General features: G+C 42.3%; 19 protein-coding genes and 1 riboswitch. Of the genes, 18 read left to right on the plus strand and 1 reads right to left on the minus strand.

Going from position 1 to position 23,530, the window contains the following annotated elements; all coding sequences use genetic code 11:
• Positions 1-199: 199 nt before the first annotated feature.
• The 9 genes from EJL91_RS00940 to EJL91_RS00980 all read left to right on the plus strand — a co-directional run bounded on the left by EJL91_RS00940 (position 200) and on the right by EJL91_RS00980 (position 9,360).
• A complete protein-coding gene (locus tag EJL91_RS00940; RefSeq protein ID WP_125140097.1) occupies positions 200-1,018 on the plus strand; it encodes a glycosyltransferase family 2 protein in 819 nt (272 codons plus the stop codon).
• A gap of 422 nt (positions 1,019-1,440) precedes the next feature.
• The gene (locus EJL91_RS00945) at positions 1,441-2,388 is read left to right on the plus strand and encodes an O-antigen ligase family protein (RefSeq protein WP_164516726.1); all 948 of its coding nucleotides are present in this window, start codon (positions 1,441-1,443) and stop codon (positions 2,386-2,388) included.
• Positions 2,363-3,322, plus strand: a complete 960-nt coding sequence (locus tag EJL91_RS00950; protein ID WP_125140099.1) for a hypothetical protein — start codon at positions 2,363-2,365, stop codon at positions 3,320-3,322. The genes EJL91_RS00945 and EJL91_RS00950 overlap by 26 nt, the downstream gene beginning before the upstream one ends.
• 50 nt (positions 3,323-3,372) lie before the next feature.
• A complete protein-coding gene (locus EJL91_RS00955; RefSeq protein WP_125140100.1) occupies positions 3,373-4,254 on the plus strand; it encodes a hypothetical protein in 882 nt (293 codons plus the stop codon).
• Entirely contained in the window at positions 4,244-5,236 is a 993-nt protein-coding gene (locus EJL91_RS00960; RefSeq protein ID WP_125140101.1) for an O-fucosyltransferase family protein, read from the plus strand. The genes EJL91_RS00955 and EJL91_RS00960 overlap by 11 nt, the downstream gene beginning before the upstream one ends.
• A 180-nt stretch (positions 5,237-5,416) precedes the next feature.
• Positions 5,417-5,665 (plus strand): glycosyltransferase family 4 protein, encoded by a 249-nt coding sequence (locus EJL91_RS25325; RefSeq protein WP_125140102.1) that lies wholly within the window; start codon positions 5,417-5,419, stop codon positions 5,663-5,665.
• 75 nt (positions 5,666-5,740) lie between these two features.
• Positions 5,741-7,273 carry a lipopolysaccharide biosynthesis protein gene (locus EJL91_RS00970; protein ID WP_125140103.1) on the plus strand — a complete coding sequence of 511 codons (1,533 nt, stop codon included), beginning with the start codon at positions 5,741-5,743 and terminating at the stop codon, positions 7,271-7,273.
• Positions 7,270-8,307 (plus strand): acyltransferase, encoded by a 1,038-nt coding sequence (locus EJL91_RS00975; protein ID WP_125140104.1) that lies wholly within the window; start codon positions 7,270-7,272, stop codon positions 8,305-8,307. Before EJL91_RS00970 ends, EJL91_RS00975 begins: the two co-directional genes overlap by 4 nt.
• Positions 8,308-8,310: 3 nt before the next feature.
• Positions 8,311-9,360 (plus strand): glycosyltransferase family 2 protein, encoded by a 1,050-nt coding sequence (locus tag EJL91_RS00980; protein ID WP_125140105.1) that lies wholly within the window; start codon positions 8,311-8,313, stop codon positions 9,358-9,360.
• Positions 9,361-9,577: 217 nt separating this feature from the next.
• Here the strand turns inward: EJL91_RS00980 and EJL91_RS00985 are convergent, their stop codons facing one another.
• On the minus strand, positions 9,578-10,453 hold the full coding sequence (locus tag EJL91_RS00985) for an AraC family transcriptional regulator (RefSeq protein WP_125140106.1): 876 nt from the start codon (positions 10,451-10,453) through the stop codon (positions 9,578-9,580).
• 293 nt (positions 10,454-10,746) lie between these two features.
• On the opposite strand from EJL91_RS00985, the gene gmd reads away from it, so the two are divergent.
• From gmd to EJL91_RS01030, 9 genes are all read left to right on the plus strand, one after another.
• Positions 10,747-11,829 carry a GDP-mannose 4,6-dehydratase gene (gmd, locus tag EJL91_RS00990; protein ID WP_125140107.1) on the plus strand — a complete coding sequence of 361 codons (1,083 nt, stop codon included), beginning with the start codon at positions 10,747-10,749 and terminating at the stop codon, positions 11,827-11,829.
• Positions 11,826-12,770, plus strand: a complete 945-nt coding sequence (locus EJL91_RS00995; RefSeq protein WP_125140108.1) for a GDP-L-fucose synthase family protein — start codon at positions 11,826-11,828, stop codon at positions 12,768-12,770. The genes gmd and EJL91_RS00995 overlap by 4 nt, the downstream gene beginning before the upstream one ends.
• Before the next feature lie 12 nt (positions 12,771-12,782).
• On the plus strand, positions 12,783-14,099 hold the full coding sequence (locus tag EJL91_RS01000; RefSeq protein ID WP_125140968.1) for a sugar phosphate nucleotidyltransferase: 1,317 nt from the start codon (positions 12,783-12,785) through the stop codon (positions 14,097-14,099).
• Positions 14,068-15,075, plus strand: coding sequence for a type I phosphomannose isomerase catalytic subunit (locus EJL91_RS01005; RefSeq protein ID WP_125140109.1), 1,008 nt, complete (start codon positions 14,068-14,070; stop codon positions 15,073-15,075). The genes EJL91_RS01000 and EJL91_RS01005 overlap by 32 nt, the downstream gene beginning before the upstream one ends.
• Positions 15,076-15,207: 132 nt before the next feature.
• Positions 15,208-16,929, plus strand: coding sequence for a phospho-sugar mutase (locus EJL91_RS01010; RefSeq protein WP_243125196.1), 1,722 nt, complete (start codon positions 15,208-15,210; stop codon positions 16,927-16,929).
• A gap of 8 nt (positions 16,930-16,937) precedes the next feature.
• Positions 16,938-19,226, plus strand: coding sequence for a hypothetical protein (locus EJL91_RS01015; RefSeq protein WP_243125197.1), 2,289 nt, complete (start codon positions 16,938-16,940; stop codon positions 19,224-19,226).
• A gap of 488 nt (positions 19,227-19,714) precedes the next feature.
• Positions 19,715-20,434 carry a LytR/AlgR family response regulator transcription factor gene (locus EJL91_RS01020; protein ID WP_125140111.1) on the plus strand — a complete coding sequence of 240 codons (720 nt, stop codon included), beginning with the start codon at positions 19,715-19,717 and terminating at the stop codon, positions 20,432-20,434.
• Between the two features lie 16 nt (positions 20,435-20,450).
• Positions 20,451-20,539: riboswitch (cyclic di-GMP riboswitch) on the plus strand.
• A 63-nt stretch (positions 20,540-20,602) separates the two neighbouring features.
• Entirely contained in the window at positions 20,603-21,169 is a 567-nt protein-coding gene (gene cyaB, locus EJL91_RS01025) for a class IV adenylate cyclase (protein ID WP_125140112.1), read from the plus strand.
• On the plus strand, positions 21,166-23,478 hold the full coding sequence (locus tag EJL91_RS01030) for a B12-binding domain-containing radical SAM protein (RefSeq protein ID WP_125140113.1): 2,313 nt from the start codon (positions 21,166-21,168) through the stop codon (positions 23,476-23,478). Before cyaB ends, EJL91_RS01030 begins: the two co-directional genes overlap by 4 nt.
• Positions 23,479-23,530 lie beyond the last annotated feature (52 nt).

Below are 23,530 nucleotides of genomic sequence, written 5' to 3' on the forward strand. Positions count from 1 at the left end.
GATACTTATAAAATGCAGGATGATTCCGTGCTTAGATAGATTATCTAAGTTTCTTATTGGTTTGTGGTTTGGATTTACCTGTAAGTGTGCAATTAGGAAAAAACGTTTATTTCCCACATAATGCAATAGGTACCGTCATTCATTTCTTAAGATGCATGAATAATGAATAATCACGTTATTGTGAGAAGGGAGATATTAAGTGAAATCTATAACGGTTATACTAACTTGCTTTAATAGAAAAGAAAAAACAATGCAAGCTTTGCGGAGTCTTGTAGAAGAAAATAAAGAAATAGATTTCAATTTTATTGTTTTAGACGATAAGAGTTCTGATGGGACCGTAGAAGCTATAAAAGATTTAGGATATTGTGTTGAAGTGATTGAAGGAACAGGGGATTTGTTCTGGTGTGGCGGTATGCGTGTTGGAATAGAACGATATTTTGAAAAAAATGATGGCTCGGATTGTATGCTCGTCAATGATGATGTGGAATTCTATCATGGCGCTGTTGAAAAGATGGTGCTTCTTCTTGCGGAAAGAGAGAATTATGTCATTGTTGGAGCGACCTGTGACAAAGAGGGGAAGTTTACCTATGGACTTAGAAAGCATCGGGACAAGAGAGGAATCTATTTATCATATATTGAACCAAATGAAGATGAAATTTTCGGAGAAACCATGAATGCTAACTGTGTATTGATACCGAATGCGATAATGAAAACAATTGGAAATATGGATTCGCACTATCAGCATTCATTGGGAGATCTTGACCTAGGCTTCGAAATACATAGAAGGGGGTATAAATTAATTTCGTCTACTGAATATGTTGGCTGCTGTGAGCATAATAGCTTTGAGAATACTTGGAGAGATACCAAATTAAACAGAATGCAGAGATTGAAGAAAAAAGAATCTCCCAAAGGAAGTCCATTTAAGGAGTGGTGGTATTTCTTGCGAAAAAACTACAATCTGTCTATTGCGGTTAAATACAGTTTGATTCCTTATGTAAGAATATTATTGAGTAAATGAGAAGTAGTTGTGTTGATGTACACGAAAATGTTACTAAATGTAAAGTGGATTATTGACAGTGTGGTTTGAAGAAAAGCGTTCTGCGGTGATAGTAACATACAACAGTGAGGTAAACAGTATTGAACTTTTTTATAGGAACCTTTGAATTCCTGATTTTTCTATATTTGGCGAACAGAACATTAAAGAATACAGATAATTTGATTGACAATTTAATATATTTATACCTGTGTCAAATCTTCAATTACAAACTGTGGGGATCAATTGCCTGGCTCAACATAGGTGTTAGTCTCTATTCTGTGGACTGCACTGTACTATTGATGATTCTGATATTGGTGGTGAAGTTTAAAATTTATAGAAAATGGTATATTGGATTATCGCTGCTGTTTGCTGTAATGGCAATTCAGTCGTGTGTTAGAGGGTTGATGACATTCGGTATGACATCGGAATTTTGGGGAGATGTGCGAAAGTATATTCATTTCATTATTCCTGTTTTATATTTTTCCTGCGTTCCGATTAAAACCAATCTTATGATATTAAAAGCAAAATTGGACAAGTGCTTTGTGGTTGTTACGATATATGTAGTGGTCGTTTTGGCTTTCTTTTTTATAGGAATGCCACTTGGAGAGCGGGCGTCTAATCGCCCACTTCTTGCAGATTTCGCAATCATCTATGGTGCATACATAGGATTGTGCTGGTACTGTGATTTAATGCTGTCTGATAAGCCAAGAATGAGTTGGAAAACAATTATATATACGCTTATTTTGATTCTCAACCGGTTTAATACGACATGGGTCGCTTTGTTTGTGTCACTGATGGTTTTGCTGCTCATATACATAATCGGTCCATATAGAAAGAAATTGACAAAAACATTTACTGTTCAGATAGCTATAGTAATTTGTTTTGCGGTACTGTTCTTTACATCAGATAATGTAGTGACAAAAGAAGTCTTTCGAATGGCAGAGAAATTTGATGTATCCGAGAACAACACATACTCAGGTAGAATGGAACTTTGGGCTTTATTGATGGATTTGGTAAAAGGGAAAGAAGCGGTTATCGGATATCCGTTTGGAAGTGGTTTTCGTGCTTATTATCGAGGTAGTTATTGGCAGTATAGTCCACACAATGGTTACTTGGAGACTCTTTTGCGAACAGGCTACATAGGTGTTGTATCTCTTGTGGCATTGATGCTTGCGATAATAGCAAAGGCATGGCAAGACCGAAAAATACTGCCTATTATGATGTGCGTGAATAGTATGGTATTCTGGTATGCATACTCTTTGACAATTGAACAAGGTATTATCATAGGTGTGTGTGCACAGCTCGTTTTTTTCAGGAGGAAACAGAATGATTTGGAATTACATAATATATAGGACGAAAGCACTCATACGCGGACAGAAGATAAAAAGAAATGGCTTATTTGAATATGCCGGCAGCGTTAAAACATATCAAGACCGCCCAGTGCTTGATGCGGACAAGTTAAGCCAAGAATTATATAATGAGATCCAATCGGGAAACTCCTTTATGGCGGCACGGTTTGGCTCGACCGAATTATTAAACATTCGATATTATGATTTCCCTGTGAACGGGAAATACGATGGAAACTTTCATTTCAATCATCTTTGTGAGTGGTCGGGATTTTTTCCCAACGATAGTAGCTTATTACCTAAATTTGTTGCATTGATGAAGGAAAGCGCATCACAAGTTGATTATATGGCAATTTGGTTCCACCCTTTCGAAGATTATTATATCAAAAAGCTTATGAACAAAAATGTAAAGTGTGCTTATTTGCTTAACTTTGAGCCGTGGAGTAGCAAATCCATCCATTGGAGCGCGGCCTTGGCGGGCAAGAAAGTCTTGGTGATCCATCCTTTTACGGAAACCATCAAACGACAATACGAGAAACGGTCGGAAATATTCCCGGGGACAAACATTCTTCCAGAATTCGAGCTGAGAACGGTCAAGGCGGTTCAAACTCTTGCAGGAACAAAGGATGCTCGATTTGAAAATTGGTTTGAAGCTTTGGATTGGATGTATGAAGAAGCTATGAAGAAGGACTTTGATATTGCAATCATAGGTTGCGGTGCGTATGGCATGCCGTTGGCTGCTAAGATAAAAAAGGCTGGAAAACAAGCAATCCACCTAGCAGGAGCTACACAGCTTCTTTTTGGCATTAGAGGAAAACGATGGGACATCGATCCGGCTTTTGAATATGTGAGAAATTGGTATAACGATGCATGGGTATATCCTGATGAAAATGATAAAATTGAAAATGCAGGAAAAGTTGAAAATGCGTGCTATTGGTAACGAAAATTTGATAAAAATAAAATCATGAATCTTATCCACAGGGGGATATAATGTTTGATATATGGAACGCTGATGAGCCTTTAGCCATTCAGGAATACAAAAAAAATAACTATATGATAAGATTAACACCAGAGGGGCAATATTGTGCAATATTTTGTTCCTCTAATAATATCTGGTTTCCCTGTACAAAGGAAGCATTTGAGGCGTCGATAATTAATAAGGACCGTTATGAATGGACAAATTTTCATATTCCGATAGCCAAAAAAGAGATTTTTGTGAGGGATATCTATAAATCTTGGTATGTTACCGGAATTAATGAGGAGTTGAATTCAATTGATAACTTGACTGATTTTCTTCGTAAGGAAACAGCCGGATACAAGCTCATTTTAATCGGCTCATCTGCGGGTGGATATCTTGCAGCATTACTGAGTGCAAAATTAAATGCCAGTTATGCAATCGTATTTTCGGCGCAATTTGAATTGAAGAATAAGTGGGCATATGATGGGAATCCGTTTTTAAGGAAATATGAAGAAACGGATAAAAGTAGGTACTATGATTTAAATACTTTACTTAAAGCATCAGATAGACCTATTTATTATGTTGTACCAATAAAATCGGAAAATGATTATTATCAGTACATGCATGTAAAAGATATACCCTGCGTAAAACCGATAATTTTTAATAGCAGACATCACGGAATTGTTATGCTCAAAGGAAATATGAATAGGTTTCTTTCTCTTTCGCAAGAAGAAATTCAAGCTATTTATGAAAAAAATTCGAATAAAAGAATTTCTTTAATTGGTTTTTCACTACAATTAGAGGGGTTCTGGCATACTGTTTTTGAAGTAGCAATGCAGATAAAAATTATATTGATTGTAATATACAAAAAAATAGTGAAAAATGCGAGAAAGGAGACCAACCATGAAAATTGATGAGATTTATTATAGAGTGCTTGTCAGATTGAAGGGGTTTCGTTTGCGGCAGTGGGAGAAGCCACATTATTTTAAGACGTACCCTGCTTCGTATCACAAAGGTAAAAACGATAAAAGGGAAAAGAGCGAACTCTATATGACGGAGAGAGTTTCGTATGGTGCCGGTATAGGGCATCAGCTTGCCAACTGGATAGCGGGGTATTGGTTCGCCCGGTACTTTGACGTGAAATATGCGTATTCGCCATTTACTTCTTCTGCGGTTCCATTTCGCCCCAATCGATGGGATTATGCCTTGGGATTTGGCGAAGGTGAAATTACAGCAGAGCAATTGCTGAAAGCAGGCTACAAAAAGGTGCTCCTTCCTTATTTTGATGAAAAAGACGGAAGCCGGGTTTCAGAAATTAAACGCATCATAGATTCTTATGCAGGAGAAAAAGTGGTTTTTTATCTTGAGGCCGATCAGTTCTATTTCGATCAATTTGGGGTCATGGATGATTTGAAATACAAATTTTTTTCAGCACCGGCTCGAAAAGAGGATAAGCTGATTTACGATAACAAAGCGTTCAATATCGCAATTCATATCCGACGCGGTGATATTGTGCAGACTGGTGACAAAAGAAACGAAAATTTGGCCATGAGGTATCAAGGCAGCGAGTATTTTGTCAATGCCTTAGACACAGCATTAGAATACTTAAAGGACAAGAAAAACATACATATTTATTTGTTTTCTCAAGGCAAGATTGAGGATTATGCGGAATTTTCTCGTTTTGAAAACTTACACGTTTGTCTTAATATGGGAGCAATAGATAGTTTCATTCATATGGCGTATGCCGATGCTTTAATAACGAGTAAAAGTTCATTTTCATATAAGCCAGCTTTGCTGAATCGTGGAATAAAGTTTTGTCCGGCGGATTTCTGGCATGGGTATCCAGACTGCAAAGATTGGATATTGCTGAATGAACAGGGGAGATTAATTCAATAGAGTGACAAGCCGCAGTCTGGGAGCAAAGAGAAAGGCATGAGCGTCAGTATTATAACTTGGATGTTACGGTGGATCTGTCAATGAAAGCAAGTTTATAAGAAGGAGTTATGAATATGATAGTGGGAATCGTAAAGGTGAAAAACTGAAATTCATTTTTGTCGGACGTGACTTCTTCCGAAAATGAGGATACTGCTACCAACATTTGCAGATACATATGGATATTCTTTGCTGGAAATGCAGGCATGTGGTTTACCAGTTGTTTCAACTAATGTCAGAGCAATGCCAGAGATTAACGATAATGAATGTGGCTGGATAGCAAAGCTGCCAGTCAATGAGTACGGTGAAGCACTTTATTCAACCGAACAGTCGAGAAATAAAATGAAAATGGAATTGCGTAATGAGCTATTAGTAAGCGAGTTATGGGGATGAGAAAACAGGCATTGGTTTGAGAATGGGGGATATCCTATTGAAAATCAGCTGGAGAGGGAGAGCAATAAATCGAATATGAAAATCTATAGTAACAATGCAAATAGAACAAAAAATTCAATGAGAAATATCGTATTCGGATTGGGAAACCAAGTCGTTCTCTCGGTTGCTGCATTAGTGTGCAGAATGGTGTTTACCAGAGTATTGTCTGCAGAATATCTTGGGATAAATGGTTTATTTACCAATATACTTTCAGTGCTTTGTTTGGCTGAACTGGGAATTGGCAGTTCAATCATCTACGAGTTGTACGGTGCATTAGCCAAAGAGGACCATGAGGCGGTTAAGTCCTTAATGAAGTTTTATAGAAACATCTATAATGCGGTAGGAGTATTTGTTCTGGCTATGGGTACGTTGATTTTGCCGGTTGTTCCCAAAATCGTTGGTGAGTCACCGATAACAGGAAATATATATGCTATATACTATATATTTCTAATGACAACAGCTTGCTCTTATTTCTTTTCTTATAGATCAGCGCTGATAACAGCGGATCAAAGGAACTATATTTGTGTTACGCTAAATACGCTCACCATTGTCGTTCAAGATGTTGTACAAATTATAATCTTACTGACAACAAGAAATTTTATACTCTATATCATTTGCCAGTTGATATTTACGATTGCCTACAATGTTGTAATTTATTTTGTATCTGGGAGATTGTACCCTTATCTCAGAGAAAAGAATGTCAAAGCGATAACAGGCGAAAGAAAAACAAGAATGTTGATAAACGCAAAAGCCTTGGTTATTTCAAAGATAAGCTTTACTTTGGTAAATAGTACAGATAATATCATTATTTCAGCTATTTGTGGGTTGATTGATACCGGGCTGATATCAAATTATCTTTTGCTTACACAGACAATGAAGTCATTTGTCAAAAAGATATTTGATGCATTAACGGCAAGTGTGGGAAATCTTAATGCTACAGTAGAGACTAAATATCAGGAAAGTGTATTCCGGGAGATTAATTTCCTGAGTTTTTGGTTGTATTCGTGGAGTGCAGTGGCGTTTTTTATTGCCGGCAATGATATGGTCGAACTGTTGTTTGGCAAAGAGTACAGAATGGGCTTTGCTGTGATAAGTATAGTAGCATTAAACTACTATACAGAAGGAATGCACGATGTCGTTAATATTTACCGAAATACTTTGGGAATATTCAAGCAAGGCCAATACATGAATTTGATAACTGGCGTATTAAATATAGTGTTCTCGATAGCGTTAGGGAAAGTTTTTGGGGTTTTTGGCATCTTGCTTGCGACACTGATTTCTCGGGCTGTATCAGTACTGTGGTATTATCCTTACACGGTATTTCATTATGGATTTCGAATATCGTCGAAGGGTTACTTTAAAAGATATATAGTGTATCTATTGGCAGCAGGTTGTGCCTCCTTACTTTCCAAGAGCGTTATTGTGGCAATCAATCTTGGATTATTTGCGAATATTGTTATTGATATTATCGTTGCCATAATAGTGCCAAATGCTTTTTACCTGCTTGTATTTTGCAAAACCACTGAGTTTAAGAGTTTACATAGACGTTTTAAAAGGAGACCAAGATGAGTGATTTAAGATCAAAATCAAGAGATTCCAATATGGAGCTTTTACGTATTATTGGAATGTATGTGATTGTGCTGGGACATTTTAGTCAAGAACTGCTGACAAATGGTGTGGTGAACGGTTTTGAAAAACAGCTGGCGCTGTTTACCAGTTCCGGGGGACAAATGGTTACAAACTGCTATGTTATGATCAGTGGATACTATTTGTCCACGAAAAAAAGGATAGAATTAAGGAAAATACTAAATATGTGGGGAGCAGCGCTGTTTTATTCATATGGAATTACGATAATACTGGCTGCAACGGTGGGGCTCCAGCAGCCTATGGGTATAAGTGAGATATTGACAATCCTTTTTCCGGTATCTTGTCGGCAGTGGTGGTTTGTTTCGGCATATATTGGAACTTATGTGTTAGCGCAGTATATAAATATACTTATCGATGCTATGAAGGTGATTGAGTACCGGAGGCTGATCTTGATCCTTGTATTGATGCTTTCTGTAATTCCTACATTTACGGTCAGCGGAACATGGTTTCATGAACTTACTTGGTGCATTTTCTTATACCTTCTTGGCGGATATATTAGAAAATACGAAGCGGATGTAGCACCACTTTCAAGAGGGTTCTGTGTTTGCAACATGCTTATCTGTGTCACTGTGCTAGGGGCTTCTGTTGTTTTGCTAGATTCTTTACCAGCTATTTCGGCAAAATTGGGAGGCGTTATGTATTTTAGAGGATTAAATAAATTCCCCTGCTTAGTGACATCAATTTCGGTGTTTATGTTTTTCATGAAGTGTAATATAGGAAATAATCGAATTATTAATCGTATCAGCAAGCTTACCTTTGGGGTGTATTTGATACACATGCAGGTTTTACTCAAGGAACTCGTTTGGAAGCCTTTTTTGTGTGGCATAAACAAGAGCGGGGGATATTTGTTGATATGGATTGCCCCGCTGGTTGTTTTTGCCATATGTGCATTTATCGAATATCTGAGAGATAAAATCTTCAATGGCGTAAAGCCTGCCGTAATAAAAATGAGGTGACAAATGAATGAAAATGTTAATGAAATGGTTTCGGTAATTATTACATCCTATCGAGGGTCGGCTCACTTGATGAGAGCAGCAGAATCTGTTATTTATCAAACCTATAAAAATATTGAATTAATTGTTGTGGATGATAATGACCCTGAAACAGAAGAAAGGAAGAAAACAGAGGCCTGTATCGAAAGACTAAAGGGAAAATTCCCTTCATTCCCTCTTCTATATATCCAGCATCCCCAAAATATGAATGGAGCTGTAGCAAGAAATACCGGAGTTCAGGCTGCGCAAGGAATGTATGTTCAGCTGCTTGACGATGACGATGTTTTTTTTCCAGAGAAAATTGCTGTATCGGTAGAAGCTATTAAAACTGATAAAACAGATGGCGTTTTGACAGGAGTAGTAGCGTGTTCCAATACTAATATTGTTGATATTAGCGGCGCATTGCTTTTAGAAGGAAAGAAGGATAAGCGCGCAGAGATGGTATTGGATGATTTAATTGGGACGGGAAGCAATCTCTTCCTTAAAAAACAGGTATATCTTGAATTAGGAGGCTTCGATACATCTTTCCGTCGAATGCAGGATTTGGAATTCATGATGCGCTTTTTTCGAAAAAACACTTGTTCGATGATTGAACGCATTTTGATAATTAAGATGGAAAATGAGAGGGGTATACTGCACACCGACTATCACAAACAGTTAGATTATAGATGTAGATTTTGGGATAAATACCAAAGCGATTTTCAACAAGCGTTCACGGCAGAGGATTATAGGAACTATTTTGAAGCAGAATATGCACATCTATTTAAAATTGCTCTAATGAATCCCAGAAAGGAGGATGTGTTGGATGCAAAAAAACGTTTGGAAACAATTCGTCCGCTGAGCAAGAAAGAGAGTTCTTTCGTAAAATATCATAGTATATACTATAGATTACATAAATGTAAATGGATTGTAGTGTTAGTCCGTAAATTTAAACCTCAACAAAATAATGACCGCGTTAAAAGAGTGGAATTGTCAGCGCCAGAATGGATGCTTATAAAACAATATTTAAAAGGTTGATTGCGGATTGTTTGTGACAATGATTTGGTAATCCGCGTGCTACTCATTTGCAGGACAAGGACAATGTTAATGAGCAGCCCGATCAGCAGATGTGGTTTGGTGAAGAGAGTGATTCCTGACCACAACTGAAACTATGTGGCTACTCATCAGCACCTGATTTTAGATATTTTATTTGTCTACTTGACAAGGGGCATATCATTTACGGGTGGTGGAGTCTTTATCGCGCCCACATCCGCCGGAATTCCCACGGTGAAACCTCTTCAACTTTTTTAAACACTCGAGAGAAGTAGTTCGCGTCATCGATCCCACATTCTCTTCCTACATTTTCGATTGACAGCTCACTGAAGCGCAGCAGCAGCTTGGCCCGAGTAATTCGCAGCTGCTGTATATAATTGTTAATAGATATTCCGTACTGTTCTTTAAATACCCTGGTGAGATAAAATTTATTGATGAAAAATTGTTCCGACAGGCCCTCTAGAGTCAGGCGTTCACGGTAATGCTGGTCGATATAATCTTTGATAGGCTGCATTTCCCGCCTTCCGGTTCCAGCCTTTGGCTTTGCGCTGGACTGGTTCCAGCTTTCCTCCATTAACAAGGATAGAATTGCAGTCAGTTTCTCAAAAATCTTCATATCCCGGATGTAAAGATCGGATGCCGCGATACCGTAAAGTTCATCCAGCAGATGTTCATATTCCGACATATGGCGTGAAGTAAAGCAGGGCAGGCCGCCGCGCTGAAGGTATTTGTCATAAATACCGTTCATGTTGGGGCCGTAAAAGTGTACCCATTTGAGCCGCCACAGGCGCTCGGCCTCAGCTCTCTGGAAGTAAGGTTTCCGACAATCCAAGAACACACAGTCTCCCTGCTTTAGATGATATTCGGTGCCGTCACAGCCGACGGTTCCGGCTCCTTCCAGAACTATAAAAAAAAGGTAGGAGAGTAACCCTTTCCGCCGGCTGGTATGCGGCTTCAGCGCTTCCGATTCTCCAATTTCCTGCAGATGAATTAAATTTGCCCGGGCAAAAGATGAGGCAGTATAGAGGATACGGTTGGCAAGGACGACAGATTGATCCTGAAACATTGAAGGGCTCATAAGCAATCTCCTTTATATGGATAGAATCTAACGGATAGCGTTTAATGGATGGGAGTTAACGTTTACCCAAAGTAAGATAGTACAATTTAAGCATAGTACATAGAAAAGTAAAAGTCAATATTGTACTATTATTCACCAAGATATTGAATTCAATCTGGAAACTTCCCAAGGTATAATTGAGATATGAGTGTACACTTCTGATATTGAATGATTAAAAGCAAATTTAATTGTCATGATATGGCTCGCAGGGAGCAGATATGGATAACCCACCAAAGAAACGAGAGGAACAGAACATGAAAAAAGCACTAATCACAGGAATTACCGGCCAGGACGGCTCTTACCTGGCGGAACTTTTATTAGAAAAAGGATATGAAGTACATGGAATTACCCGCCGTTCTTCCCTATCCAATACAGGGCGGATCGACCACCTGCTGGCAGATAACCGGATCACATTACACCAGGGGGATCTGATGGATTCTTCTTCCCTGATCCGAATTATCAATATTGTCCAGCCAGATGAGATTTATAATCTGGCGGCCCAGTCCCACGTGCAGGTTTCTTTCGATGTGCCGGAATATTCCGGTGATGTGGATGCCCTCGGAGTGCTGCGGATTCTGGAGGCGGTCCGTATTCTGGGACTTGCGAAAAAGACGAGAATTTATCAGGCGTCTACTTCCGAATTATATGGCAGGGTAGAAGAAATCCCGCAGCGGGAGACGACGCCGTTTCATCCCTACAGCCCTTATGCGGTGGCGAAGCAATACGGTTTCTGGATCACGAAGGAATACAGGGATGCCTACGGAATGTTTGCGGTAAATGGGATTTTATTCAACCACGAATCGGAGCGGCGCGGGGAGAATTTTGTCACCAGAAAGATCACGCTGGCAGCGGGACGCATCGCCGCAGGGCTTCAGGAAAAGCTGCAGCTTGGTAATCTGGACTCTTTGAGAGACTGGGGATACGCGAAGGACTATGTGGAGTGTATGTGGCTGATGCTCCAGCAGGAAAAGCCGGAGGATTTTGTCATTGCTACGGGAGAACAGCACACTGTCCGTGATTTCACGGAAAAAGCATTCCGTGCGGTCGGGATCGAACTTCGCTTTGAAGGCAGCGGAATAGAGGAGAAGGGGATCGATGTGAAGACAGGAAAGGTTCTCGTCGAAGTCAATGAGGCCTGGTTCAGGCCTACAGATGTTGACAATCTCTGGGGAGATCCGACTAAGGCGAGAACGGTTCTTGGATGGAATCCGCAGAGAACCAGCTATGAAGAGCTGGTGAAAATTATGGCGGAACACGATTTGCAGCTGGCACGCAGGGAAGCGGTATTGAACCTGGAAATGAGATCCAACGAAAGAAAGAAGGCAAATTTATCATGATGGAAAGAGAAGCAAAAATATACGTGGCAGGCCACCGGGGTATGGTAGGCTCCGCCATCGTACGGGCCCTGGAGAAGGATGGATACCACAACATTATCACCAGAACCCACAGTGAGCTGAATCTCTGCAGCCAGGCTGCCGTCGAATCATTTTTCGCGGAGGAGAAACCGGATTACGTATTTCTGGCCGCTGCCAAAGTAGGAGGAATTATTGCCAACCAGGAAGCCCTGGCTGATTTTCTGTACGAGAATATGGTTTTAGAGATGAACGTGATACATTCCGCCTGGAAAAACGGATGCAGAAAACTATTATTTCTCGGTTCGTCCTGCATCTATCCCAGGATGGCTCCGCAGCCGATGCCTGAGAGCTGCCTGCTGACGGGAGAGCTGGAGAAAACTAACGAGGCATATGCCCTGGCGAAAATTTCCGGCCTGAAATACTGCGAGTTCTTAAACCGGCAGTATGGGACAAATTACATCTCCTGTATGCCTACGAATCTCTACGGCCCCAATGACAACTACCATCCGACTCACAGCCATGTGCTCCCCGCTCTGATCCGCAGATTCCACGAGGCGAAAGAGGAGGGACTAAAGGAAGTGACGTGCTGGGGAACCGGTACGCCCCTAAGGGAATTTTTATATGTGGATGATCTGGCGGACGCCTGTCTTTTCCTGATGAATTTCTATTCCGGGAATGAGACGGTCAACGTGGGAACCGGCAAGGAGCTGACGATCCGGGAGCTGACGGAGCTGGTGGCGAAAGTAATCGGGTATGAGGGGGAAATCCGCTGGGATGCGCAGAAGCCGGATGGCACGCCCAGAAAGCTTCTGGATGTGAGCAAGCTGGAGAGGCTGGGTTGGAAATACAAGACGGAATTAGAGGAAGGAATCCGCCTGTCTTATGAGGATTTCCGAAATAATCCGATGAGGGCGGAGCGGTAAGGAGAGTACATGATGAATCTTGTTTTATTATCCGGTGGTTCCGGAAAACGCCTTTGGCCTTTATCAAACGACATTCGTTCGAAGCAGTTTATCAAGCTGTTCCGACGGGAGGACGGAAGCTATGAGTCCATGGTTCAGAGAGTCTACCGCCAGATCCGTGAGGTGGATCCGGAAGCGGCAGTGACAATAGCCACCTCGAAATCCCAGGTATCGTCTATCCATAATCAGCTGGGGGAAGATGTGGGGGTTTGTGTGGAACCGTGCAGGCGCGACACATTTCCGGCCATTGCTTTGGCAGCGGCCTGCCTCCATGACCGGAAGGGCGTTTCGGAAGATGAGATTGTCGTCGTATGTCCGGTTGATCCTTACGTGGATCCCGATTATTTTAAGGCGCTGGGCCGTCTGGCGGAGTTGGCCGGAAACGGCGGGGCAAACTTGTACCTGATGGGAATCGAGCCGGCTTATCCCAGCGAAAAGTATGGCTATATTATCCCGCAGGGAAAGGATGCGATCAGCAGCGTAAAGACATTTAAAGAAAAGCCGGATGCTGAGACAGCAAAACGTTATATTGAGGAGGGAGCGCTCTGGAATGGCGGAGTATTTGCCTTTCGCCTTGGCTATGTGCTGGAGATTGCCCGCCGCCTGATCGGGTTTGCAGATTATGAAGAGCTGTACGACCGGTATGAAACGTTAAACAAAATCAGCTTTGATTACGCCGTTGTGGAGCAGGAGCCAGAGATTCAGGTGATGCGTTTCGGTGGGAAATGGAAGGATCTCGGAACCTGGAATACGCTGACGGAGGAGATGTCGGAGCCGGTATTGGGACAAGCCATGTATAACGAGACGTGCGAAAATATCAATGTGATTAACGAGTTGAATGTTCCGGTGCTCTGTATGGGATTAAAAAATGTGATTGTTTCAGCCAGTGCAGAAGGGATCCTGGTCTCCGATAAGGAACAGTCGAGCTATATCAAGCCGTTTGTTGATCGGATTGGTCAGAGAGTCATGTTTGCGGAAAAATCCTGGGGAAGCTTTACTGTCCTTGATGTGGAGGAGGGAAGCGTCACGATTAAAGTTACGCTGAGTCCGGGGCACAAGATGAATTATCACAGCCATGGATGCCGCGATGAAGTGTGGACGGTGATTTCAGGAGACGGCAGGACGATTGTAGACGGAATGGAAGAGATTGTCCATCCGGGTGATGTGGTGACGATGCAGGCAGGCTGTAAGCATACGGTGATTGCGGATACGGAATTGAAATTGATAGAAGTCCAGCTTGGCGGGGAGATCAGTGTGCATGACAAACAGAAATACGAATTTCCTACATAAACCGTTTTTATTGAAGCCGGCCGGCAAGGATTATCTTTGGGGCGGAACACGGCTTCGATCCGAGTATGGGAAAGAGCTTTTGATGGAGCCGCTGGCGGAGACATGGGAGTGCTCCACCCATCCGGATGGCCTTAGTGTGGCAGCCGGAGGCGATTTCGACGGCTGCACATTGAAGGAGATTCTGGAGTCCCATCCGGAGTTTGTGGGTACGCATCCGGACACGGACGGAGGCCTGCCGATTTTGCTTAAATGGATCGATGCGAAGCAGGATCTTTCAGTCCAGGTCCATCCGGACGACGCATATGCAGCCAGATATGAAAATGGCCAGCGCGGTAAAACGGAGATGTGGTACGTGGTGGATGCGAAACAGGATGCGAAATTGATTTACGGGTTCCACCATGATATTTCCAGGGAAGAACTGGAGAAGAGCCTGAGGGAGGGGACAGTGGAGCGCTATCTCCAAAAGGTGAAGATTCACAGGGATGATGTGTTTTATATTGAAGCGGGGACGGTCCATGCCATCGGAGCCGGGGCACTGCTCGTGGAAATCCAGGAAAGCTCGAATCTGACATACCGGATGTATGACTACAACCGAATTGATAAAACGGGAAAATGCAGAGCCCTTCACATTGAAAAAGCCCTCGAGGTAGCGGATAGGAGAGGAAGCGCGGAGCCGAAACAGCCGCTCCGTGTTCTGAGATACAGAAAAGGGGCCGCTTCAGAGGTTCTGTGCCGCTGCCGTTATTTCCAGGTGGAGCGTCATCTGCTGAACACGGAGGTCTCCCGGCGTATGCTGGATTTTAAGACAGAGAAAAATTCATTTAAAGTTTATGCCTGTCTGGATGGCTGCGGCGTGATTTATATGGAAGATGGGGATATGCTGAATTTCTTTAAGGGAGATACCATCTTTATTCCTGCGGATTCGGTGAAACTTAAGTTCCATGGAAAAGCGCAGTTTTTGAGTGTGACTTGCTAGAAAGGCAGGCAGAATCTTACGGTTTTACAGGTAACGGATGAAAATCGAGGAAAAAGTTCAAAACATATGGGCCGGCTTAAGGGAATGGAGTATTTAGCTGCAGTGAATGGGACGGAAGAAGGAGATCTGAGAGTGGACGTTGAGAAAATAAACCGGTTATACCGGCAGTGGCTGGAATATGCAGTGGAGGATGAGAGTGTAGTCAGGGAGCTGAAAACCTTGGCAGCCAATCCGGGGGCGCTGGAGGATGCTTTTTATCGGGATTTGTCTTTTGGCACCGGCGGCCTCCGCGGCATAATAGGGGCGGGGACAAATCGTATGAATATTTATACGGTTGCCAGGGCATCCCAGGGATTGGCGGAATATGTGAAAAAGCACAGCAGCGAGGAAAAGCCGAAGATAGCGGTAAGCTTTGATTCAAGAAAAAAGTCGGCATTATTTGCCCGGATTGCATCGGGTGTTTTCGCAGCAAACGGAATTGATGTCCGAATCTTCCCGGAGCTGATGCCGACACCCTGCGTGTCATTTGCCGTGAGGGAATTAGGCTGTGCGGCCGGGATTATGGTGACGGCATCCCATAATCCTTCAAACTATAATGGTTATAAGGTTTATGGCGCGGATGGCTGCCAGATAACCGAAGAAGCGGCAGATGAAATAGCGGGGGAGATTGAGAAGGTTGATTTCTTCGGAGGCATCCGCCGCATGGATTTTTTCGAGGGAATATCATCGGACCGAATTTCCTTTATCAGGGATGAGCTGGTGGCTGCGTTCCTTAGCCAGGTGAAGAAGCAGTCCATGATGACAGAAGAAGATATCCTCGATAAAAATGCTGCGATTATCTATTCCCCGCTTAACGGAACCGGATTAAAACCGGTGCTGCGGGTGCTGAAAGAGAGCGGTTACGCTAATGTTACGGTTGTCAGAGAGCAGGAACAGCCGGATGGAAATTTTCCAACCTGTCCCTATCCGAACCCGGAAATCCGGGAAGCGATGGAGCTTTGCCTGAGAGATGCGGCAAAGCACAATGCCGATCTTCTTTTGGCTACGGATCCGGACTGCGATCGGGTGGGCATTGGCGTAAAAAATACAATGGGAGAGTATGTTCTTTTGTCCGGCAATGAGACGGGATTCCTGCTTTTGGACTACATTTGTTCCCAGCGGATCCGTCACGGGAAAATGCCGGGAGAGCCGGTTATGGTCAAGACAATTGTCACCAGCGATATGGCAGAACGGATTGCGGAACACTATGGCGTAAAATGTATCAATGTCCTGACCGGATTTAAATATATCGGGGAACAGATCGGAATCCTGGAGGCGGAGGGAAAGGCGGATTCTTACATATTCGGTTTTGAGGAGAGCTATGGCTATCTGAGCGGCTCCTATGTGCGGGATAAGGACGCGGTCGGCGGAGTGTTTTTGATCTGTGAGATGTTTGCGTGCTATCAGGCGGAAGGCATCAGTCTTTACGAGAAGTTGGAAGAGCTGTACCGCACCTATGGTTATTGTAAAAATACGCTGCATTCCGATACGTTTGAGGGAGCGGCAGGATTTGTCAGGATGCAGGAAATCATGGAGCGGTTCCGCCGGAGCAGTATGGGCTTTGGCTCAAGAAAAACCGTGAGGTGCCTGGATTATATGGAAGGGATCGACGGCCTGCCGAAATCGGACGTACTGAAATTTATTCTGGAGGATCATTGTTCCGTTGTGATCCGCCCTTCAGGGACGGAACCAAAGATAAAAGCTTATATTTCGGTCAGTGCAGAGAATGCAGAGACGGCAGGGCGGATCGGGGAGGAGATTGCAGGGGCGCTGGAGCGGGAAATGGCAGATGAAACATGCAGTGGAGGAATCTGAAGGGACATATGAAAAAGATGAAAAGGCATATTACTGAACATACAAACTTAAAAAAGAAGAGGGGAAAACAATCCCGGCCGGTGGCGTTCATCCCGCTGGCCGCTGCCCTGGCTCTTCTGACCGCCATCCCTGCCCTGGCAGCCGACGGCTGGCAGCAGAACACGAACGGACAATGGGTCTATTTGCAAAATGAGAAAAAAACCGTCAACCAATGGGTGCAATGGCCGGACGGTACCTGGCGTTTTGTGGACGGCGGCGGCCTGATTGCGGTGAACCGTTGGATTAATTTCGAGGATCAGCGCTATTACGTCGGAGAGGACGGCGCGCGGTATGAAAATACCTGGTTCAGCTTTGACAGCATTCCGAAGAATCCCCTGACGAAAGTGAGCACCACCTGGTATTATGCCGGGACGGACGGTGCGATCGCGCGGAACGGGTGGTATGGAATCGGCGGGAAAAATTATTACTTTTATTCGGGAGGCAACTCTCCCCGGGCCGCATTTTTTAACGTGGATGACAAACGCTATTATGTAGACGAAAACGGCGCCCGTCAGGAAAATGGCTGGTTTTCTATCTCCGGCACCAATGGAAATGGTGTTCCCTACACCAACTGGTATTATGCAGATTCCGACGGAGTTATACTCAAAGACGGCTGGCATGAGCTGAATGGAAATTATTATTACTTTTATCCGGGCTGTAATTCTCCTCGTAAAAGCTGGGTCAACCTCGATCAGGACCGCTATTACGTCGATGAAAACGGTGTCCGTCAGCAGAACGGCTGGTTTGCCATCCGCGGCGTAAACGGGAATGGCCAGGAATATGAGAACTGGTACTATGCCCGCCCGGACGGCGTGATTCTCAGGAACGGGTTTGCCGAACTGGACGGAAACTCCTACTATTTTGACGTAAACGGACTGTCCTATCGGAAACGCTGGTATGTGGACGGACAGGGCAGCCGCTATTACCTGGATGAAAACGGAGTGCTGCAGAAAAACGGCTGGTTCAAAATTTCCACTACAAATACGAATACCGGAGTGGTGACAGATAACTGGTATCTGGCCGCCGAGGACGGTTCCGCCTCCAAAGGAGGTTACCGGGAGGTTGATGGTAAGACTTATTACTTTGATGCTAACGGAACCATGTATAAAAAGCGCTGGCTGACGACGGAAAAGGGGGCCAGGCAATATTTCGGCGAGGACGGCGTACTGTATCAGAACGCCTGGTTCGGTATCGACGGAACCAGGGCGGACGGTACGGCTTACACGAACTGGTACCATGCGGACGAGAAGGGAAATATGCAGAAAAACGGCTGGTATACCATTGACGGTAAGGAGTATTACCTGAATTCCGGAGGCACTATGGCCACGAAATGGTTTGACGACAAAAAATACTATCTGGGCGAAGACGGCGCCCGCCGCTACGGCTGGCAGTGGCTGGAGATTGAGGATGACTGGATTGACGACAATGACCGTGTCGCGGAGCATTTTGAAAAATTTGGCAAGTATGCCTGGTTTTATTTCTCGGAGACCTCCGGCCGGAAACGGGAGTGTACCTCCGGCACCTACAGTGAGAGCCGTATCGGCGGTGTGGACTATATTTTTGACACCTATGGAATTATGCAGCGCGGCTGGATCCGGATCAAAGGAATGACTCCGGCTATTAAGGGATTCCGCTATCTCTATCCCGAAGCGGGGAAAGGCCATGTGATAGGCCAGCTGGCGGAGCATGCCTGGGTGAAAACCGTTCAGCCGGATGAACTGGACGGTTCTTCCAAGGAATCATGGTACTATTTCAAAGGCAGCGGGGAGCCTGTCTGTGCCGCCGCTGGAAAATATGCCATTGAGAAAATTGACGGAAAGCGCTACGCCTTCGACTCCCAGGGACACGCCAGAACCGGCCTTCTGGAAATTGATGGCGAAGTGTATTATTTTGGCCTTAAAGACGGTGATATGGCCGGCGTGGAAGGCTCTTGCGAAATTTTGGAGCTAGAGACCGGCAAAAAAGCAAAGTACCGCTTTGCTTCCAGCGGAAAGGGAATCACCGGTATCGAGGACGGATATTTCTACTATAAAGGCAAGCTACAGACAGCCGCGAAAGGCGCCAAATACGAAGTGTTTAATGTCCCAGGGAAAGGCCTTCGCCTGATCAGTGAGTCGGGTAAAATGGTAAAAGATAAGAAAGTGAAGGATGGAGCCGGCTGCCAGTGGAAAACGGGTTCAGGCGGAAAAATTCTGGAATTCGGTTCTGATGACGTGGCGGAAATCGAGGCGCCGGAGACTGAAGAATACGAGGAATAAAGAATGCAATCGGGCTGCGTTTTTTATTATAGAAGACATCAGTGGAAGCAATATGCTTTCACTTGATTTAGGGAGGAGGAAAGGGAATATAGACAATTGATTATCCGAAAGGAACAGATGCGGTAAATAGGCAGCTGTTCCTTTTGAATTATCTGCAGGCATCCAGAGGATTCTATTTCGTATCCTGGCATCCTGAATTCGTTGCATCCATAGGTTTTTTTAGACTCTGGAGGGTATAGAAGGCAGACGGTACACCATATGTTTACCCCTTGTTCATACGCCTGGGGTTAATACGGCATTGAATAAATCAATATATCACCACATTCAATCCTTCATATCTACTATTATTATCTGGGAAAATCTATTTTCATCAAAAATCGGCTTGTTTTCAACATCATTGGTTATAATATGTAAATTCGAGGTAAAATATATAAAAAGACGGCAGATCCTGCGGGACGAGCAGTTTTAAAGGGGTAGTATGAGTATTTATGATACATATAGCAATTTGTGATGATGACCTCCGGATAGGTAAAAAAATGGAGCAGTATATTACTTGCTGGAAAGAGAATCAGGATATAGAGATAGAGGTATTTACATCAGGAAAGGTATTTGAAGAGGAACTGAACGAAAAGTATTATGATCTGATTTTATTGGATATTGTTTTGGCCGATCTTAACGGGATTGAATTGGGCAGAAAAATTCGGGAGGAACTTAAAAATGATACAAGTTTACTCATATATATGTCTGGTTACAATGAATTTGCCATGGAATTGTTCCAGTTCCAGCCATTCTATTATTTGACAAAACCGATTGAACCGGTTATTTTTCAGAAGGTATTCTACCAGGCCTGCGATAAAATTAAAAAAAATACAGGTATTTTTGAATTCAAGTTCGGTAGAAGCATCCAAAGGGTGCCATTTAGTAAAATTTGTTATTTTGAAGGAGATAACAGAAGAGTTAAGATTGTGACAGACAGAAAAGTTTTTTACTGCTACTCAACAATCGAAAAGTTATTTTCTAAAATCAATATGGAAAAAGAGGGATTTATCAGGATTCATAAATCCTATGCGGTGAATGCAAATTATATATCGTCGTTCACAACGAAAAAAGTTTCTATGTTTGATGGGACGGAGTTAACTGTCAGCGCACAATTTAAAGAAAACGCGCAGAAATGGTATGAAGCTCATGTGGAGAGGATAAGCTGGTAATGAAAGAACATATAACTAAATAATCGGGCAAATCTGCCGAAAGGCGGTGACGCAAAGCTATAGGGTCTGAAGCCACGATAGGAGGTATGATTGCCAGTTGTGAGATGTAGATTGGGCGGATTCCGAAGGGGTTCGCCTTGTTTGTTATTGGTGAAAGGAGAAAATAATATGGATAATAAAGAATTTGAAGTAAAACTGGAGTTAACACCGGAGGAAGCACAGGAAATTTATAGATATTTAGTAAACGATTTAAATGGCATCCCTGAAATTCAAAAAGATATTTACTATTGTCCGGTTCAGTCGGATGTCCGGCAATATATGAACACGAAATGCGTTCGCATTAGAACACGGAATAAAAAAATCACATTAGATTATAAAGAAATAATTGATGAAAAAAATACATATATACAAAAATTGACGGAATACAGTACCGGAATAGAAGATGACACCAGTATGGATTTGATCTTAAGGGAGTTGGGTTTGGTGGCTGTTCTCAAGGTTCAAAAAGAAAGGGTTGAGAGCATTCATAAAGAAATATTCAAAATTGCGTTGGATAATGTGGAAGATTTGGGTTGGTTTATTGAAATCGAATTGTTGAATCATGATGGAGACGAAAGCGTTATTGAAAACAAAATGATAAAGGTCATCGAAGAGTTAGGTATCAAAGAGGTACGTATTAATAAAACAGGTTATTCCAATATGTTGTTGAATAACCATTATGGGGAAGAAAAATGACATTTGATACGTTTATTGGCATACTTTTATCCATTTTATTGCCGAAGGTTTTTGAAAATATAGCAAGCAGGAATCATACCAGAATATCGGCTATTATTAAAGGTATTTTAATTGCTGTGATTTTCTGCATATCAGTTAATTTTGACAAGGCAATCAAAATATTATTCAACCAGGATTTTATTGCGTTATATGATAAAGTTACCACCAGTCCTTATTTTGTAGTAATTGTGACAATTGCATTATTTATTGCCATTATCTATGTCTACAGCAGTGATTCAAAAGGAAAGTGTTCTTTTGAAAAAATGTCAAAAGCGATTGCGGATTTTACAAGCCAGGTCAGTGATAATGATATTATCTATATATTCTGCGGTGATATGGATGTGTGGGGGAATGATCCGAATAATTCAAATGAATTTCAGCAACTTTTGAGATTGCAGCAGGAAAATAGAAATTTGGAAATCCGCATACTATGTAAACATTGTATGGATGATGATTTAATCGAAGAAATATTAGAAGATAAATATGATTTTGACGGTATGCTGAGTGAATCTCGCTTGAAGTCGGTCCAGGTTGAAAGAGTGGCCTATTTTAAGAATCACCTAAAAAAATGTTCGTTCAGGTTCTATAAAGATCCAAAGGATGACTATTCAAATCTGCGCGGTAGAGTCATTGTCAGCCATGGAATAAAGAAGGTCTTAATATATCATAAAGCGCTTCCTCAGGAGAATTCATTTATGAAGTTATTTTCGAAATATCGAAGACGTGAGTATGTATATGAATTTAATGAACTTACCAGAAGCGAAGATTATCAGTTGCTGCATTATGTAGAATTATGCGATTTAAAATGGAAAGGCTGCGATCCTACGTTAGCTAATAAAATAGAAGAATTTTGCATAAAATATAGTCAATTAAAACAAGGGAAAAAAAGAACTTTGAAAAAGATTGCATTTATATATGCGAAAACTTATGAAGTAGCTCATTTTGGTAAGGCACGGAAAGAATTCCCGCCTTTTGGGGTTATGTACCTGGCGGCAATGGTTAGGGAATATTGTCAGGATTGGATACCGGAAATTATCGCTATTGAAGATTCTGATGTGGACATTAATCCGAAATTGTATGATGTTATAGCCTTTAGCGTTATTTCGGCTTATACGGTGCCTGTATTTGAAAAATGTATGAAAAAAGTGAATCAGCAGTTGAAACAGTATTCGAATGATGTAGTTTGTATTGCAGGAGGATATCAGGCAGAACTCGAAGCTGAAAAGTGGTTAAAGATGAATATGGTAAGTTTAGTTTTGAAGGGTGAAGGTGAAAACGCAATAGTTAAACTTTTAAATGCAGGATATTCGTCGAAAGGGAAGAAAGAGGGATATTTATCAAAAGAGACATATGCCAAAATTGCAGGAGCCATGTTCATGGAAAACCGCAATAAAGGGAAAATATTCAGGAAGATTCCTCTTGAGGGTGAGTGTGTCGATTTAAATAAAATACCAATGCCTGCTCGGGATTTACTGCCGGAGGAAGACTATATAATGAATGATCGTCTGGCAAACACAAACTATAAAATGGTTCATGTAATTTTTAGCAGAGGGTGCTCTTACAATTGCGTTTACTGCGGGGTACCGAGAGAAGGCAATCGGATGGTCCGTTACAGATCCCCTCAGAATATCATAGATGAATTAGAATACTTGAAAAATATGGGAATAGAAGGATTTTCCATCATAGACGATTGCTTTTTGACAAATGAAGAGAAGGCTTTAAAGATCATAAAAGAAATATCGAAGGTAGAACTTAAGTGGTCCTTGACAGCCAGGGTAGACCAAATTAATGAAAAGATTGTCAAAGCGTTGAAAGAATCAGGATGTTTGGAAATCAAGTTTGGTTTAGAAACAGGAAGTAATAAGATATTAAAAGAGATGAGAAAGGGATTTACGGTAGAAGAGGCGAAGGCAGCCATTGAATTAGTCCGTTCATATGATATAGGAGTTAAAGCTTTTATTATTACGGGGTTGCCTGGGGAGGATGATGATACTAATAAAGAGACAGAAGATTTTTTAAAGGAAATGGGAAAAGAAAAAATAAACAGAATTTCACTGTTGCGTTTTGTTCCGCTGCCTGGTTCTCATATTTTTGAAAATCCAAAACATTATGGGATTAAGAAGAATATAAAAGAGACAATTGATTACAGTTGTTATAAATTATATGATGGGGAAACGAATTGGTGGGAAAAAGAAGAGGATTTTGTGAAGCGTAATGAAATATATGAACATATAAAAACGTTTATGCTGGAAATTTGGGATAGGATTTAAGGGATAAGGAGTTACTGTTCACTCTGTGGCCAGTAACACGGTGCGCGATGCA

This window comes from Clostridium transplantifaecale (assembly GCF_900626075.1).
In the GTDB taxonomy this organism is placed as follows: domain Bacteria; phylum Bacillota; class Clostridia; order Lachnospirales; family Lachnospiraceae; genus Otoolea; species Otoolea transplantifaecalis.